The sequence below is a fragment of the Lapillicoccus sp. genome, from assembly GCF_036559105.1.
In the GTDB taxonomy this organism is placed as follows: domain Bacteria; phylum Actinomycetota; class Actinomycetes; order Actinomycetales; family Dermatophilaceae; genus Lapillicoccus.
The window spans coordinates 52,906-68,619 of sequence record NZ_DATBTV010000034.1; the positions used below are offsets into that span (position 1 = coordinate 52,906).

Below are 15,714 nucleotides of genomic sequence, written 5' to 3' on the forward strand. Positions count from 1 at the left end.
CCTCCTTCAGCGTGGGCTGGTCGGCGCATGGCGACCGATGGGCACTGCGGACGGTCAGAGCTCCGGCTCGCCCGCCATCGCGCTCGGGAGGGGAGCCAGCTCCGCCATGCCCGCCGCCAGGGTGGTGCCGTCCGCCTCGTCGACGAGCAGGAAGGCACCCGTCCGTCGCAGGTCAGCGTAGTCATCGAGCGGTACCGGCTCGGCCAGCCGGACGCGGACCCGCCCGATCGCGTTGAGCGGCAACGACGCCGGGGCGGGCCCACGCTGGAGGGTCGCGATGTCGAGCTCGTCGACCAGGTCGGCCACGAGGCCCCGGACGTTGCGGGTGCCCACGCGGACGAGAACGCGGTCGCGCGCGCGCAACGGGCGATCGGACAGAACCGCGAGCGTCCCGACGATCTCCGGCACGACCTGCGGCTGGTGCTCGACCGACGCGATGAGGTCGCCGCGCGAGATGTCGAGCTGGTCGGCCAGTCGCAGCACCACCGACTGGGGCGCGAAGGCGACGTCGTGCTCGTCGGGGCGACCCGGCTCGCCCGGCGTCGCCGAGCGGTCGATGCCGACCACGCGAGTGCGTGAGCCGGCGGGCAGGACGACCACCTCGTCGCCTACGTGGACGACTCCCGAGGCCAGCCGACCGGCATACCCCCGGTAGTCGCGGTGCTCGGCGCTCTGCGGCCGGATGACGTACTGCACCGGCATCCGCAGCGGCTGCTCGGCCGGGTCGGTGCCCACTGGGACGGACTCGAGGTACTCGAGGAGGGTCGGCCCCGCATACCAGGAGGCGCGGGTGGACCGGTCGACGACGTTGTCGCCGAACAACGCGGAGAGCGGAACCGCCTGGACGTCGACGATGCCGAAACCGCTTGCCAAAGAGACGAACCCGGCCACGTGCCGGTCGAACACCGCCTGGTCCCAGTCGACGAGGTCCATCTTGTTGACCGCGAGCGCCACATGCCGGACCCCAAGCAGCCCGGTGACAGCGAGGTGCCGGCGGGTCTGCTCGACGACGCCGTGGCGAGCGTCGATGAGGATCAGGGCGAGCTCGGCGGTCGAGGCGCCGGTGACCATGTTGCGGGTGTACTGGACGTGCCCCGGGGTGTCGGCGAGGACGTACGAGCGGGTGGCGGTCGAGAAGTACCGATAGGCGACGTCGATGGTGATGCCCTGCTCGCGCTCGGCGCGCAGGCCGTCGGTGAGCAGGGCCAGGTCGGTCGTGTCGAGGCCCCGGTCGCGGCTGACGCGCTCGACGGCCGCCAGCTGGTCCGCGAGAACCGACTTGGTGTCGTGCAGCAGCCGGCCCACGAGCGTGGACTTCCCGTCGTCGACGCTGCCCGCCGTCGCCAGCCGGAGCAGGTCGTGCCGAGGAGCGCCGGGCTCGAGGTCCGAGTCCGGCGCCGAGTGAGCGAGCGACATCAGAAGTAGCCCTGCTTCTTCCTGTCCTCCATCGCGGCCTCCGACATCCGGTCGTCGGCCCGCGTGGCGCCGCGCTCGGTCAGCCGGGAGGCGGCCAGCTCGACGATGACGTCGGCAATGTTGTAGGCGGTCGACTCGACCGCCCCGGTGCAGCTCATGTCGCCGACGGTGCGGTATCGGACCGTCCTCGTCTCGACGGTCTCGTCGGGCTTCGGGCCGCCCCACTCCCCCGCCGTCAGCCACATTCCGTCGCGGTTGAAGACCTCGCGCTCATGCGCGTAGTAGAGGTCGGGCAGCACGATCCGCTCACGCTGGATGTAGCGCCAGACGTCGAGCTCGGTCCAGTTGGACAGCGGGAACACGCGGACGTGCTCACCGGGCGCGTGGCGGCCGTTGTAGAGGTCCCAGAGCTCGGGGCGCTGGCGACGCGGGTCCCAGGCGCCGAACGCGTCGCGCAGGCTGAAGACGCGCTCCTTGGCGCGGGCCTTCTCCTCGTCGCGCCGGCCGCCGCCGAACACGGCGTCGAACTTGTCGGCCTCGATGGCGTCGAGCAGCGGGACGGTCTGGAGCGGGTTGCGGGTGCCGTCCGGGCGCTCACGCAGGCGGCCGTCGTCGATGTAGTCCTGCACGTTCGCCACGACGAGGCGCAGGCCGAGGCGGCCGACGGTCTCGTCGCGGTAGTCGAGCACCTCGGGGAAGTTGTGGCCGGTGTCGACGTGCAGCAGCGCGAACGGCGGCGGGGCTGGGGCGAAGGCCTTGACCGCGAGGTGGAGCATGACGACGGAGTCCTTGCCGCCGCTGAACAGGACCACGGGCCGCTCGAACTCGCCGGCGACCTCGCGGAAGATGTGGATCGCCTCCGCCTCGAGATGGTCGAGGTGGTCGAGCGACAGCGGGATGCGGGACGCGACCGGGCGGTCGACGAGAGCGGTAGCCGCGACGCTGTTTGTGTGCGGAGCAAACATCATGTGTGCAGCCCGCATTCAGTCTTGGCACGGCCCGACCAGCGGCCCGCGCGAGGGTCTTCGCCGTCGGCGACGGCGCGAGTGCACGGCGCGCACCCGATGGAGGCGAATCCGACCTGCCGCAGCGGGTTCTCGAAGACCCCGTTCTCCTGCGTATAGCGCTCGACGTCCTCCGCGGTCCAGGCGGCGATGGCGTTGACCTTGACCATCCCGCGGCGCTCGTCGACCCCGACGACCGCGATGTCGGTCCGCGTGGGGGCGTCCTCGCGTCGCATACCGGTGACCCACGCGCGGTGCGTCGAGAGCGCACGCTCCAGCGGCTCGACCTTGCGCAGCGCGCAGCACTGGTCGGGGTTGCGGTCGTGCAGCTTCGGGCCGTACTCCGCGTCCTGCTGGGCAACCGTCTGCAGCGGCAGCACCGTCCGCATCCGGATCGGGAGCATCGCGGCGTACGCGTCGCGGGTGCCGAGGGTCTCGGCGAAGTGGTAGCCGGTGTCGAGGAAGAACACGTCGGTGCCGGGGACGGTCGTACCGACCAGGTGCACGAGGACCTCGTCGCCCATCGAGCTGGCGACGGTGAGGTCCTCCCCGAAGGTCTCGGCCGCCCAGCGGACGGCCCTGCGGGCGGTCTCGACCCGCTGCTCGTATGCCTCGGGTCCGGCTCCGGAGCCTTCCTCGCCGACCAGGGCGGCGCCCTCGGCGGCGAGCCGACGGATCTTGTCGAGGTCGCGCTCGACGCGTGACGCGGTGGTGGTCATACCCGGCCTCCTGTCGGCTCCGGTCGGCGGTTCGCCGGGATGCTGGCGTGGTCGACCCTCACCAGGGACACGCTGAACACGTGCGCGCAGGACCGGCAGGACCAGGCGGTGTCGTCGTCCTCGACGGGACGCAGGTCCTCGTCGCCGCAGAACGGGCAGTAGAGCGGGGTCGCAGCGCGGCTCATCGCAGCGCCTCCTCGTCGGCCCGGCGGGCCCACGCGGCGAAGCTCTCGTCGGCGCCGGTGCGCTGCTCGAGGTAGCGGTGGCCGAGGCGCTCGACGTAGTCGGGCACGTCGTCGGCGGTCACGCGCAGCTGGCGGGTCTTACGGGCCAGCTGGGGGTCGTCGCCCAGACTGCCGCCGAGGTGGACCTGGAACCCCTCGACCGTCTCGCCCGCGTCGTCGGTCATGACGAGGCCCTTGAGGCCGACGTCGGCGACCTGGAACCTCGCGCACGAGTTCGGGCACCCGTTGACGTGGATGGACAGCGGGCTGTCCCACTCGGGCAGGCGGCGCTCCAGCTCCTCGACGACCGTCCGGGCCCGGGCCTTGGTCTCGACGAGGGCGAGCTTGCAGAACTCGATGCCGGTGCAGGCGAGCACGCCGCGGCGGAACTCGGTGGGCCGGCTGGACATGCCGACCTCGGCCAGCCCCGCCTCGAGGGCGGCGACTTCCTCGTCCGGCACGTCGAGGACGAGCAGCTTCTGGTGGGTGGTGAGGCGGACCCGGCCGGAGCCGTGGGTGGCGGCCAGCTCCGCGACTCGCATGAGGACGTCGCCGCTGACCCGGCCGGCGACCGGCGAGACGCCGACCCAGTTGCGGCCGTCGACCTGGGGGTGGACGCCGATGTGGTCGCGGCGGTGGTCCGGTGGGAGCGCCGGCGCAGGCCCGTCGAGCAGGGCCCGGCCGAGGTACTCCTTCTCCAGAACCTCACGGAACTTCTCGGCGCCCCAATCGGCGACGAGGAACTTGAGGCGGGCCCGGTTGCGCAGCCGGCGGTAGCCGTGGTCGCGGAAGATCGAGACGACGCCGACCCAGACCTCGGGGATCTCCTCGAGGCTGACCCAGGCACCGAGGCGCTGGGCGAACATCGGGTTGGTCGAGAGGCCGCCGCCGACCCAGACGTCGAACCCGGGTCCGAACTCAGGGTGGACGACACCGACGAACGACACGTCGTTCGCTTCGTGGGCGACGTCGAGGCTGGGCGAGCCCGAGATCGCGGTCTTGAACTTCCGCGGCAGGTTGGAGAACTCGGGGGCGCCGATGTAGCGGTCCCGGATCTCCTCCAGGGCCGGCGTGCCGTCGATGATCTCGTCGGCGGCGATGCCCGCCACGGGCGAGCCGAGGATGACGCGCGGCGTGTCGCCGCAGGCCTCGGTCGTCATGAGACCGACAGCCTCGAGGCGCTCCCAGATCGCGGGAACATCCTCGATGCGGATCCAGTGGAGCTGGATGTTCTGCCGGTCGGTGATGTCGGCGGTGTTGCGGGCGAAGTCCTGGCTGACCCCGGCGATGGCGCGCAGCTGCTCGCCGGAGAGCGCACCGCCGTCAGAGCGGATCCGCAACATGAAGTACTCGTCGTCCAGCTCGCTGGGGTCCAGGGTGGCCGTCTTGCCGCCGTCGATCCCGGGCTTGCGCTGCGTGTAGAGGCCCCACCAGCGCATCCGGCCGCGCAGGTCGTCACCCGGGATGGCCGCGAACCCGTTGCGGGAGTAGTCGTCAATGATCCGCTGACGGACGTTGAGGCCGTCGTCGGCCTGCTTGAACTCCTCGTTGTGGTTCAGCGGCGTGCGGTCGCCGTCAGCCCAGGCACCGGTCGCCTTGCCGGCCTGCCGGGCCGGACGCGCAGGAGTGATGGGCGCAGCGGACACCCGTCCAGTGTTCTCCCGGGACGGTGCGGATCGCATAACTGTCCATTATATGAACCCGCAGATCGCGTTATGTGGCAAAGGGCTCGCGACTCTCCTGAACCGGGGCAGAGCGGGCACGTCTCCTCGTCGCGAGTTCCGTCGCGCCCCCGTCTTTGACCGCCGAGAGGCCAGCTCGGCCGCTCCGGGGCCGGGTCGGAGCGGCCGGAGCTGGCCTCTCGGCGGGGCGGGCGGAGCGGGCAGGGCGGGCGGCGAGGGCTTCGGTCAGGCGAGCGCGACGAGGTCGCGGTAGTCGGGACCCCAGAAGTCCTCGACGCCGTCCGGCAGCAGCAGCACCCGCTCCGGCTCCAGCGCCTCGACCGCACCTTCGTCGTGGGTCACCAGGACGACGGCGCCCTTGTAGGTGCGCAGGGCGCCGAGGATCTCCTGGCGGGACGCGGGATCGAGGTTGTTGGTGGGCTCGTCGAGCAGCAGCACGTTCGCCGAGGACACCACGAGCATCGCCAGCGACAGCCGCGTCTTCTCGCCACCCGAGAGCACCCGGGCGGGCTTGTCGACGTCGTCACCGGAGAAGAGGAACGACCCGAGCGTCTTCCGGACGTCGGTCTCGCCGAGCGCCGGGGCGGCCGACTTCATGTTGGCCAGCACGGTGCGGTCGACGTCGAGGTTCTCGTGCTCCTGGGCGTAGTAGCCGAGCTTCAGCCCGTGCCCGGGCTCCACCTCGCCGGTGTCCGGGCTGTCCACGCCCGCGAGGATCCGCAGCAGCGTCGTCTTCCCGGCGCCGTTGAGCCCCAGCACGACGACCCGCGAACCCCGGTCGACCGCGAGGTCGACGTCGGTGAACACCTCCAACGACCCGTAGGACCGCGACAGTCCCGAGGCGCGCAACGGAGTCCGCCCGGACGGCGCCGGGTCGGGGAACCGGATCTTGGCCACCCGGTCGGACACCCGCTCGCCCTCGAGCCCGGCCAGCAGCCGCTCGGCCCGGCGGGCCATGTTCTGGGCGGCGACCGCCTTGGTGGCCTTGGCCCGCATCTTGTCGGCCTGGGCCATCAGGGCGCCGGCCTTCTTCTCGGCGTTCTGGCGTTCCCGCTTCCGTCGCCGCTCGTCGGTCTCGCGCTGGGTGAGGTAGGCCTTCCAGCCGACGTTGTAGAGGTCCATCTCGGCCCGGTTGGCGTCGAGGTGGAACACCCGGTTGACGACGGTGTCGAGCATCTCCACGTCGTGGCTGATGACCACGAGGCCGCCCTGGTAGCCGCGCAGGAAGTCGCGCAGCCACCCGATGGAGTCGGCGTCGAGGTGGTTGGTCGGCTCGTCGAGGAGCAGCGTCGGCGCCCCGGAGAAGAGGATGCGGGTCAGCTCGACCCGTCGCCGTTGGCCGCCGGAGAGGGTACGGAGCGGCTGGTCGAGGATCCGGTCGTCGAGCCCGAGCGCCGAGGCGATCCGCGCGGCCTCCGACTCGGCCGCATACCCGCCCTGGGCGTTGAAGGCCGCGTCGAGCCGCTCGTAGCGCCCCATCGCCTTCTCGCGGACCGCGTCGTCCTCCGACGCCATGAGCTTCTCGGTGGCCCGAAGGTCGCGGACGATCGTGTCAAGCCCGCGCGCGGAGAGGATGCGGTCGCGGGCCAGCATGGTGAGGTCGCCCGTGCGGGGGTCCTGTGGGAGGTACCCCACGTCGCCCGACCTCGTTACCGTGCCGGCGGCCGCCTGGCCTTCGCCCGCAAGGACCTTGGTGAGCGTCGTCTTGCCCGCGCCGTTGCGCCCGACCAGCCCGACACGGTCGCCCGGGGCGATGCGGAACGTCGCGCCGTCGAGGAGGAGCCTCGGGCCGGCGCGGAGCTCGATCCCCGAGGCCACGATCACAACCGTCGATTCTGCCAGTGCGGGCTCCGCGGACCGAATCGCTTTCCCCAGGGTCCGGTACTGTCGCCCACCGTGACGCGCGCGATCGAGGTCCGTACCGTCGACGCGGCGCAGCATCTCGCGTTCGTCGAGGCCCGTTCGGGCAGCTTCCTGCAGACGCCGGCGTGGGGCCGGCTGAAGACGGACTGGCGCGCCGAGTCGCTGGGCTGGTTCGCCGGCCAGGAGATGGTCGCTGCCGGCCTGGCCCTCTACCGGAGCCTCCCCCGCATCGGCCGATCGCTCGCCTACCTGCCTGAGGGCCCGGTCACCGACTGGGACGGTCCCGAGGCGCTCGACGTGCTGCGGACCCTGCGCGACCACGTCAAGGCCCAGGGCGCCTTCGCCCTGCGGATCGGTCCGGCGGTCCCGGTCCGCCGCTGGCACGCCGACACCGTCAAGGCGGCCATCGCCGACGACGCGGTGGGCTCGCTGCGGGACGTGACACCGGACGTCACGGAGGACGCCGGTATGCGGGTGCGCGCCCTGCTCGAGCGGCTTGGCTTTGACCACCTGGCCTCCGACGACGGCTTCGCCGCTGGCCAGCCGGAGTACGTGTTCCAGCTTCCGCTCGCTGGACGCACCGAGGAGGACGTGCTCGCCGGGATGAACCAGCTGTGGCGGCGCAACATCAAGAAGTCGGCGAAGCAGGGGGTCGTGGTGACCCGTGGCCAGGCGAGCGACCTGCCCGCCTTCCACACGGCATACCTCGAGACCGCCACCCGCGACCACTTCACGCCGCGGCCGCTCTCATACTTCCAGCGCATGTTCGAGGTCATGGAGGCCGAGAGCGACGACCGCATCCGGCTCTACCTCGCGCACCACGACAGCAACCTCGTGGCGGCCACGACCGGGGTCCGGGTCGGCGCCCACACCTGGTACTCCTACGGCGCCTCGACCGCCGCCAAGCGCGAGGTGCAGGGGTCGACCGCGATCCAGTGGCAGATGATGCGCGACGCGATCACGGCCGGCGCTGACGTCTACGACCTGCGCGGCATCACCGACACCGTCGCGGCCGACGACTCGCACGCCGGGCTGATCCGGTTCAAGGTGGGGACCGGCGGTGAGGCGGTCGAGTACGTCGGCGAGTGGGACCTGCCGCTGAACAAGCTGCTGTACAAGGGTTTCGACGTGTACATGCGGCGACGGGGCTGAGTCGTGGCGCTGACCCTGCACGTCGACGCGGCCCGCTGGCGCGCCCACCTGGCCGCTACTCTCGCGGCGAGCCCCGGGCTGATCCCCGTCGTCAAGGGCAACGGGTACGGGTTCGGCCTCGACCTCCTCGTCGCCGAGTGCGCTCGGCTGCACGGCTCGGCCGGAGTGGGGATGATCGCCGTCGGCACGTATGCGGAGGCGCCGGTCGCGCTGGCCGGCTTCCCCGGCGACGTGCTCGTCATGGAGCCGTACCGGCCGGTCATCCACGCGGCGCTCTCCCACCTCAGGGACGGCGCTCTCGTGCACACGATCACGCACGGCCCCGACCTGGAGGACCTGGCCAGCCGGGTCGGGCGTCCACGGGTCGTTGTGGAGGGGCTCTCGTCGATGAACCGCCATGGCATCCCTGCCGACTGGATGCAGCAGACCCTCGACACCCTCGCACCGTGCGAGCTGCTCGCCCTGAGCCTCCATCTCCCCCTCGGGTCGGGGCACGTCCCGGAGGTGCGCCGCTGGGTCGACCGGTTCGCCGTCCCCGAGTGGCAGCTGTCGCACGTCACGCCGGCCGAGCAGAACGAGCTGCGCGCGGCATACCCCGACCACGCCTTCCGGGTCCGGGTCGGCACCCAGCTCTGGCTGGGTGACCCGAAGGCCTGCGTCGTCCGGGGGCACGTCCTGGACGTGCGCCACGTCTCGACCGGCGACCGGGCGGGGTACCGGGCCAAGCGGCTGCGAGCGGGGTGGCTCCTCGTCGTCGCCGGTGGGACCGCGCACGGAGTCGCCCTCGAGGCACCGAGCGGGGCCGACTCGTTGCGGCACCGGGCCGTCGCGCTTGCCGAGGGCGCGCTGGAGGCAGCCGGGCGGGTCCGCTCGCCGTTCAGGGTCGACGGCCACACGACGTGGTTCGTCGAACCGCCCCATATGCACGTGAGCCTGGTCATGCTGCCCGAGGGCAGCACGCCACCGGAGGTCGGCGACGAGGTCGACGTGCGCGTCCGCAACACCACGCTGCGGGCCGACGCGGTCGTCCTGGAGTAACGGCAGGACAACGTCTGGATCACGGCCTGGTGTCGTCGTCGGCATACCGAGCCGGAGCGCCGAGCGCGGCTGGTCGGGGTGTCCTAGGGTGACCCGGTGACCTTCAACGACAACGTCCAGCTCGACACGTCGCAGGCGACGTCGGGCGGGTCGTCAGGCGGCGGCTACGGGGGTGGCGGCAACTTCCCGGGCGGCATCCAGGTGGGCGGCGGGATCGGTGGTCTGATCCTGCTCATCCTCGTCTTCATCTTCGGCGGGAACGTCCTGGGCGGCGGCGACACGCAGGATCCCGGCACCGGCACGTCGACCGGCCAGAGCAGCTCGCTGGACCCCTCGCAGGTCGGCGCGGGCGGTTCGCAGTCGGGTGGGGGTTTCTCGCAGTGCAAGACCGGGGCCGATGCGAACAAGAACGACGACTGCCTGGTCATCGCGACGGTCAACAGCGTTCAGGACTACTGGGGTTCGGCGCTTCCGCAGTACGGCCGCCAGTACCCGAAGGCGAACACGGTCCTCTACTCCGGCCAGACCCAGTCGGCGTGCGGCACCGCCTCGAACCAGGTCGGACCCTTCTACTGCCCGCTCGACAAGCTGGTCTACATCGACGCCAGCTTCTTCCAGGAGCTGCAGCAGCGGTTCGGCGCGAACGCCGGCCAGCTGGCCAAGGAGTACGTCGTCGCGCACGAGTACGGCCACCACGTCCAGGACATCCTCGGGCTGCTCGGCCGGGCGCAACAGGATCCGCAAGGGCCCGAGTCCGGATCGGTGCGGCTGGAGCTCATGGCCGACTGCATGGCGGGGATGTGGGTCAAGAACGCGACACAGACCAAGGACGCCAACGGGGTGACGTACCTCAAGCCGATCACCCAGGAGGACATCAACTCGGCCCTCTCGGCCGCCTCGGCGGTCGGTGACGACCGGATCCAGAAGGCGACCCAGGGCCGTGTGAACCCCGAGTCGTGGACCCACGGTTCGAGTGCGCAGCGGCAGAAGTGGTTCACGACCGGGTACCAGACCGGCGACCTCAACCAGTGCAACACCTTCGCAACGCAGAGCCTGTAGTCGCCTTTCCCGGGTGACCTCGGCATGAGTGCGATCGAGGTCCTCCCGGCCACGGCGGCCCGGTTCGTCTACGTCGCAACACTTCTCGCGCCGAAGAACCCGGGCTCCGCCGTGTGCTGGTGCCTGACCTACCGGCTCAGCCCGAAGGAGAACCAGTCGCTCGACGCACGGGAGCGGCCGGAACGGGTGCGCGCGCTCTGCCGTCGCCGGACCTCACCCGGGGTCCTCGCCAACCGCGACGGCGAGGTCGTCGGCTGGTCGGGGGTCGCGCCGAGGTCCGACCTCTACGCGTTCAGCCACGGCACGAAGATCCCGCAGCTCGACGACCTGCCGGTGTGGTCGGTCTGGTGCTTCAAGGTGCGGGCGGGGCACCGCCGGACGGGCGTCGCGGCCGCCCTCCTGGAGGGGGCCGTGAAGTATGCGCGGGGTCGCGGCGCGCCGGTGGTCGAGGGGTACCCGGTGGACAACCAGGGCCGGAAGGTCGACCTGACGATGGGCTATGTCGGGACGCGGTCGATGTTCGAGAAGGCCGGGTTCACCAAGACGGCCGACACCGACGCACTGTCGGCGGGTATGCCTCGGGTGCTGATGCGGCTCGACCTGCGGTGAGCGCCGGGCCGCCCGGCGTCACTCGTGCTCGACGAGGTGGTGGCTCCGGCTCATGCGGACGGCGGTGTTCCCGGTGGCGATGCCGGCCATGACGATGATGAGCACCCAGAACACGAACGTCGGCCACTCATGGCCCTCGACCAGCTCGTAGGTCTCCTTGAGCGCGATGAGGTAGGCGCCGGAGGCAACGTAGAACCATGCGGTGGCCTTGTTCATGAACGAGACCCAGTTCGCCATGACGTGGTGCGGCAGGGCGGCCATCATGGCCTTGCGCTCCTCCTGTGCATACCTTCGCTGCTTCCAGTACCCGACCGGTGGGATGAGCCACCACCAGCCGGACGGTCGGGTGCCGGCCGGCGCGGCGGGCTGGACGCCCGCCATGTCCTCGCGCGAGATGTTCTCCTCGCCCAGCTCCAGTGCGGCCTGGTAGAGCGGCCCGGCGACGAGCAGCCATGCCCCGAAGAACCCGGACCAGAGGATGAGCTCGTGCATGCGCAGGACGCTACAAGGGCGAGGCGATCTCAGGCCGGGGCGGGCGAGGTCTGGACGAGGACGCCGATCTTGTCGATGCGGTGCTCGGGGTTGTCGAACTCGTCCGCCCAGTGGTTGCCGGCGGCGCGGTCCTCCGGCGTCGCGCACGTGGACAGCGTGATCATGGCCTGAGTCGGGGCGGCTCCCGGCCGGCCCGGGACTGCGGCGCGCTGCTCGGCCAGCGACGCCGGCGACCGGAACGAGGTCTGGCGGGTGGCGGTGACCATGTAGGTGTAGCGAACGCCGCCCGCGTCCACGTGCACGAGGGCACCGTCGGTCAGCGCGGGCAGGTCGCGGAACGGGGCCGGTTTCGTGGTGCGGTGCGCCGTCACCTGGAAGTTGCCGACTCCGCCCGGCCCGGTTCCCCCGCGCGGGCCGGACGGCGACGCGGCGAGTCCTGTGTTCTGGATCTGCGTGCCGGGAGCGTCGTCGGTGAAGCCCTGGTACGGCTGGACGACCAGTCCGGCGACCTTGATCGCGGGGATGCTCAGCCGCGCCTGCATCGGGGTCCCGTCGCTCGGCGTCGGGCCTGTGGGGGTCGGGGTGGGAGTCGCCGTCGGCGTGGTCGTCGTGGTCGTCGTGGTCGTCGTGGTCGGGCTGTGGGTCGCCGTCGAGGCGGTCGAGGTGGTCGAGGTCGTCGACGTGGTCGACGCGGGCTGGCTGGTCGCCGGTGAGCCGGCCGTCGAGCAGGCGCCGAGCAACCCGAGCACGCCGAAGCCGGCCACAACGGCCAGCGCTCGGTACCCGTGCATGGACGACGGTAACCCGCCCCCCTGTCCCCCAACCGAACTCAGATGTTTGCTGGTTTTCGGGCCTGACCGTCGCAGAACCGACAAACATCTGAGCTCGGACTCGTCAGGGGGGTGGAGGCTCGGTCAGGTGGATGCGGACAGCGCAGCCCCGCTCCAGGGCCCGGTCGAGGACGTCGCGGCGCGGGTCGGGCAGGTCGTACAGCTCGCGCCTGGGCCGGTCGGCCAGCGCGCGCAACCGCGAGTCGGCGAGCACCCGGCCCACCAAGTTTCGGTCACCGCCCACCACCAGCCCGCGAGGGACGTCCGGAGCACCCGGGCCCGGCGACTCGTTGTCGCCCAACAGGATCCGCAGCGCATGGGCTGCCACGGCGTCGGCGAGGGCGTCGGCCTGGTTGTCGCGCCGGCGTGCGAACCGTTGCTGCGACCAGCCACCGGCCGCCGTCCGGGACTGGACGTACCGGGTTCCGACCTTCGTCGCGACGAAGCGGCCGTCGCGGGCCAGACCCACCGCATACCCGCCTCGTCGGACGAGGACGACCCCCAGTGGGTCGTGGAGAAAGTACGTGAAGTCGGCCTCCGACCCGTCAGCGCCGGACGCCGCGACGACGTGGTCGCCGTCCCGCGTCACCGGGCCGTCGCCGTGCCGCTCATGGAACCCGGCCACCCACCGGTCCAGCCGAGCGGGTGCGACCTCGAGGTCGCGAGTGCTCACAAATTGAAGCCGAGGGCCCGCAGCTGCTCGCGCCCGTCCTCGGTGATCTTGTCGGGACCCCACGGCGGCATCCACACCCAGTTGATGCGGAAGCCGTTGACGAGCCCCTCCAGCGCGGAGGCCGCCTGGTCCTCGATGACATCGGTCAGCGGACAGGCCGCGGACGTCAGGGTCATGTCGATGATGGCGGTCGACTCGGAGTCCACGGTGATGCCGTAGATGAGCCCGAGGTCGACGACGTTGATCCCCAGCTCCGGGTCGACGACGTCGCGCAGCGCCTCCTCGACGTCCGCGACGTTGGCGGGGGGGTTGGTAACGCCTGTGGTGTCCGTCATGGCGGTCAGCCCTTCTCTGCGACGGGTTCGGGAAGTGTGATGTCGGTGATGTCGATGCCCGCTCGGACCAGTGCGTCGGTGAAGGCGGTCCAGCCGAGGAGGGCGCACTTGACGCGAGCGGGGTACTTGGCGACGCCAGCGAAGGCCACCCCGTCACCGAGGCGGTCCTCGTCGCCGGGGTCCTGGCCCTTGGAGGTCAACATCGCCCGCATAGCGTTGTATGCCTCGAGCGCCTCGCGCACGGAGTGGCCGGTCACCTGCTCCGAGAGGACCGAGGCGGACGCAACGCTGATCGAGCAGCCGAGCGCGTCGTAGGACAGGTCCCGGACGACGTCGCCGTCGAGCTCGACGCGGACGGTCACCTCGTCGCCGCAGGTCGGGTTGACGTGGTGCACCTCGGCGTCGAACGGCTCGCGCAGGCCGGCGCGGTGCGGCCGCTTCGAGTGCTCGAGGATGAGCTCCTGGTAGAGGTCCATCAGCGGTCCGTCCCGAACATCGCGGGCACCCGGTCGAGTGAGGCCAGCATCGTGTCGATCTCGTCGACGGTGTTGTAGGCGGCGACGGTCACCCGGGTGGTCGCGGCCACGCCAAACCGGCGGTGCAGCGGCCACGCGCAGTGGTGGCCCACCCGGACGGCCACGCCGTCGTCGTCGAGGACCTGGCCGACGTCGTGCGCGTGCACTCCGTCGACGACGAACGCCACCGTGCCGCCGCGGTCAGGCTCGGCACCCGGACCGACGACCCGGACCCACGGCCGCTGGGCCAGCGCGTCGAGCAGGTGCGCCGACAGGGCTTCCTCGTGGGCGGCTACGCGGTCCATGCCGAGCTCGCCGAGGTACTCCGCGGCGACCCCGAGCCCGATCGCCTGGGCGGCCATCGGCACTCCGGCCTCGAACTTCTGGGGCACCGGCGCGTAGGTCGAGCGCTCCATGGTGACCGTCTCGATCATCGAGCCGCCGGTGAGGAACACCGGCATCTCGTCGAGGATCTCCGGGCGACCCCAGAGCACGCCGACCCCGAGTGGGCCGAGCATCTTGTGACCGCTCCAGGCCATCAGGTCGACGCCGAGGTCGTCGACATCGACCGGCAGGTGGGGCACCGACTGGCAGGCGTCGAGGACGGCGAGAGCACCGACGGCGTGCGCGCGGTCGGCGAGCTCGCGGACGGGGTTGACGGTGCCGAGCACGTTGGAGGCGTGGGTGAACGCGAACACCTTGGTGCGCTCGGTCAGCACGCCGTCGAGCAGCGACAGGTCGAGACGTCCCTGGTCGGTGACCGGCACCCAGCGGAGGGTCGCACCGGTGCGGCGCATCAGCTCCTGCCACGGGATGAGGTTGGCGTGGTGCTCCATCTCGGTGACGAGCACCTCGTCACCGGGGCCGAGCGCGAACCGCGACCCGGAGCCTCCCCCGCCACCGGCGGCGGCATTGGAGAACGCGTAGGCGGCGAGGTTGAGCCCCTCGGTGGCGTTCTTGGTGAACACCACCTCGTCGTGCCGCGCCCCGACGAACGCCGCGATGGTCGACCGCGCCCGCTCGTAGAGCTCGGTGCCCTCCTCCGACAGCTGGTGGGCGCCCCGGTGGACCGCCGAGTTGTGCCGCTCGTAGAACTCCCGCTCGGCGTCGAGGACGACGAACGGCTTCTGCGAGGTGGCCCCCGAGTCGAGGTACACCAACGGTTTTCCGTCGCGAACGGTGCGCTCGAGGATCGGGAAGTCGGCCCGGATGCGGACCAGCTCCTCGTCCGTGAACGGCTGCCCCGACAGCTCGGGCGAGATCTCGACCGAGAGCTCGGGAGAGATCGCAGCGGTGGTGAGCGCAGACATACCGATCGCCCTGGGTCAGGCCGTGGTGGTGGTGGCCGTCGCGGCAGAGAGAAAGCGGTCGTAGCCCTCGTCCTCGAGGCGGTCGGCCAGCTCAGGGCCGCCCTCCTCGACGATGCGGCCGTCGACGAACACGTGGACGAAGTCGGGACGGATGTAGCGCAGGATCCGGGTGTAGTGGGTGATGAGCATGACGCCGACGTCACTCGTCGACTTCACCCGGTTGACGCCCTCGGACACGACCTTGAGCGCGTCCACGTCGAGGCCGGAGTCGGTCTCGTCGAGGATGGCGATGCGCGGCTTGAGCAGCTCCATCTGGAGGATCTCGTGGCGCTTCTTCTCGCCGCCCGAGAAGCCCTCGTTGACGTTGCGGTCGGCGAACGCTGGGTCGATGCGCAGACCGTCCATGACGGAGCGGACGTCCTTGACCCACGTCCGCAGCTTCGGGGCCTCGCCGTCGATGGCGGTCTTCGCCGTGCGCAGGAAGTTCGACACCGTGACGCCGGGGACCTCGACGGGGTACTGCATGGCGAGGAACAGCCCTGCTCGGGCGCGTTCGTCCACCTTCATGGCCAGGACGTCCTCACCGTCGAGGGTGACGGTGCCGCCGGTGACCTTGTACTTGGGGTGGCCGGCGATGGAGTAGGCCAGCGTCGACTTGCCGGACCCGTTCGGGCCCATGATGGCGTGCGTCTCGCCGGAGTTGATGGTGAGGTCGACGCCGCGGAGGATCTCCTTGGCGCCGTCCTCAGTCTCGACGGAGACGTGGAGGTCGCGGATCTCGAGCGTGGTCATG

At 71.1% G+C, this 15,714-nt stretch carries 17 protein-coding genes; 4 read left to right on the forward strand and 13 right to left on the reverse strand.

Annotated features, from left to right (window positions below; genetic code table 11):
- Positions 1–54: 54 nt before the first annotated feature.
- The 6 genes from VIG79_RS04975 to VIG79_RS05000 all read right to left on the reverse strand — a co-directional run bounded on the left by VIG79_RS04975 (position 55) and on the right by VIG79_RS05000 (position 6,869).
- Positions 55–1,416 carry a sulfate adenylyltransferase subunit 1 gene (locus VIG79_RS04975; protein ID WP_331882886.1) on the reverse strand — a complete coding sequence of 454 codons (1,362 nt, stop codon included), beginning with the start codon at positions 1,414–1,416 and terminating at the stop codon, positions 55–57.
- A complete protein-coding gene (gene cysD / locus VIG79_RS04980; protein ID WP_414672587.1) occupies positions 1,416–2,381 on the reverse strand; it encodes a sulfate adenylyltransferase subunit CysD in 966 nt (321 codons plus the stop codon). Before cysD ends, VIG79_RS04975 begins: the two co-directional genes overlap by 1 nt.
- A complete protein-coding gene (locus tag VIG79_RS04985; protein ID WP_331882891.1) occupies positions 2,381–3,139 on the reverse strand; it encodes a phosphoadenylyl-sulfate reductase in 759 nt (252 codons plus the stop codon). Before VIG79_RS04985 ends, cysD begins: the two co-directional genes overlap by 1 nt.
- Positions 3,136–3,324 carry a hypothetical protein gene (locus tag VIG79_RS04990; protein ID WP_331882893.1) on the reverse strand — a complete coding sequence of 63 codons (189 nt, stop codon included), beginning with the start codon at positions 3,322–3,324 and terminating at the stop codon, positions 3,136–3,138. The genes VIG79_RS04985 and VIG79_RS04990 overlap by 4 nt, the downstream gene beginning before the upstream one ends.
- Positions 3,321–5,045 (reverse strand): nitrite/sulfite reductase, encoded by a 1,725-nt coding sequence (locus VIG79_RS04995; RefSeq protein WP_414672582.1) that lies wholly within the window; start codon positions 5,043–5,045, stop codon positions 3,321–3,323. Before VIG79_RS04995 ends, VIG79_RS04990 begins: the two co-directional genes overlap by 4 nt.
- 225 nt (positions 5,046–5,270) lie before the next feature.
- Complete coding sequence (locus VIG79_RS05000; RefSeq protein ID WP_331882898.1) at positions 5,271–6,869, reverse strand: ABC-F family ATP-binding cassette domain-containing protein; 1,599 nt, start codon at positions 6,867–6,869, stop codon at positions 5,271–5,273.
- A gap of 72 nt (positions 6,870–6,941) precedes the next feature.
- On the opposite strand from VIG79_RS05000, the gene VIG79_RS05005 reads away from it, so the two are divergent.
- The 4 genes from VIG79_RS05005 to VIG79_RS05020 all read left to right on the forward strand — a co-directional run bounded on the left by VIG79_RS05005 (position 6,942) and on the right by VIG79_RS05020 (position 10,766).
- Positions 6,942–8,060: a lipid II:glycine glycyltransferase FemX gene (locus tag VIG79_RS05005; RefSeq protein ID WP_331882901.1), complete on the forward strand. Its 1,119-nt coding sequence runs from the start codon at positions 6,942–6,944 to the stop codon at positions 8,058–8,060.
- A gap of 3 nt (positions 8,061–8,063) precedes the next feature.
- A complete protein-coding gene (locus VIG79_RS05010) occupies positions 8,064–9,098 on the forward strand; it encodes an alanine racemase (RefSeq protein ID WP_331882903.1) in 1,035 nt (344 codons plus the stop codon).
- Between the two features lie 96 nt (positions 9,099–9,194).
- A complete protein-coding gene (ypfJ, locus tag VIG79_RS05015) occupies positions 9,195–10,157 on the forward strand; it encodes a KPN_02809 family neutral zinc metallopeptidase (protein ID WP_331882905.1) in 963 nt (320 codons plus the stop codon).
- Positions 10,158–10,181: 24 nt separating this feature from the next.
- On the forward strand, positions 10,182–10,766 hold the full coding sequence (locus VIG79_RS05020) for a GNAT family N-acetyltransferase (protein ID WP_331882908.1): 585 nt from the start codon (positions 10,182–10,184) through the stop codon (positions 10,764–10,766).
- 18 nt (positions 10,767–10,784) lie between these two features.
- Here the strand turns inward: VIG79_RS05020 and VIG79_RS05025 are convergent, their stop codons facing one another.
- The 7 genes from VIG79_RS05025 to sufC form a co-directional block, all read right to left on the reverse strand.
- Positions 10,785–11,258, reverse strand: coding sequence for a hypothetical protein (locus VIG79_RS05025; protein ID WP_331882911.1), 474 nt, complete (start codon positions 11,256–11,258; stop codon positions 10,785–10,787).
- Between the two features lie 29 nt (positions 11,259–11,287).
- Positions 11,288–12,049: a sortase domain-bontaining protein gene (locus tag VIG79_RS05030; RefSeq protein WP_331882913.1), complete on the reverse strand. Its 762-nt coding sequence runs from the start codon at positions 12,047–12,049 to the stop codon at positions 11,288–11,290.
- A gap of 103 nt (positions 12,050–12,152) precedes the next feature.
- Positions 12,153–12,761: an acVLRF1 family peptidyl-tRNA hydrolase gene (locus tag VIG79_RS05035; protein ID WP_331882916.1), complete on the reverse strand. Its 609-nt coding sequence runs from the start codon at positions 12,759–12,761 to the stop codon at positions 12,153–12,155.
- Entirely contained in the window at positions 12,758–13,096 is a 339-nt protein-coding gene (locus tag VIG79_RS05040; RefSeq protein WP_331882919.1) for a metal-sulfur cluster assembly factor, read from the reverse strand. The genes VIG79_RS05035 and VIG79_RS05040 overlap by 4 nt, the downstream gene beginning before the upstream one ends.
- Positions 13,097–13,101: 5 nt before the next feature.
- Positions 13,102–13,572 carry a Fe-S cluster assembly sulfur transfer protein SufU gene (gene sufU / locus VIG79_RS05045; RefSeq protein WP_331882921.1) on the reverse strand — a complete coding sequence of 157 codons (471 nt, stop codon included), beginning with the start codon at positions 13,570–13,572 and terminating at the stop codon, positions 13,102–13,104.
- Positions 13,572–14,921: a SufS family cysteine desulfurase gene (locus VIG79_RS05050; protein ID WP_331882924.1), complete on the reverse strand. Its 1,350-nt coding sequence runs from the start codon at positions 14,919–14,921 to the stop codon at positions 13,572–13,574. Before VIG79_RS05050 ends, sufU begins: the two co-directional genes overlap by 1 nt.
- Before the next feature lie 15 nt (positions 14,922–14,936).
- Positions 14,937–15,713: a Fe-S cluster assembly ATPase SufC gene (gene sufC, locus VIG79_RS05055; RefSeq protein ID WP_331882927.1), complete on the reverse strand. Its 777-nt coding sequence runs from the start codon at positions 15,711–15,713 to the stop codon at positions 14,937–14,939.
- Position 15,714 lies beyond the last annotated feature (1 nt).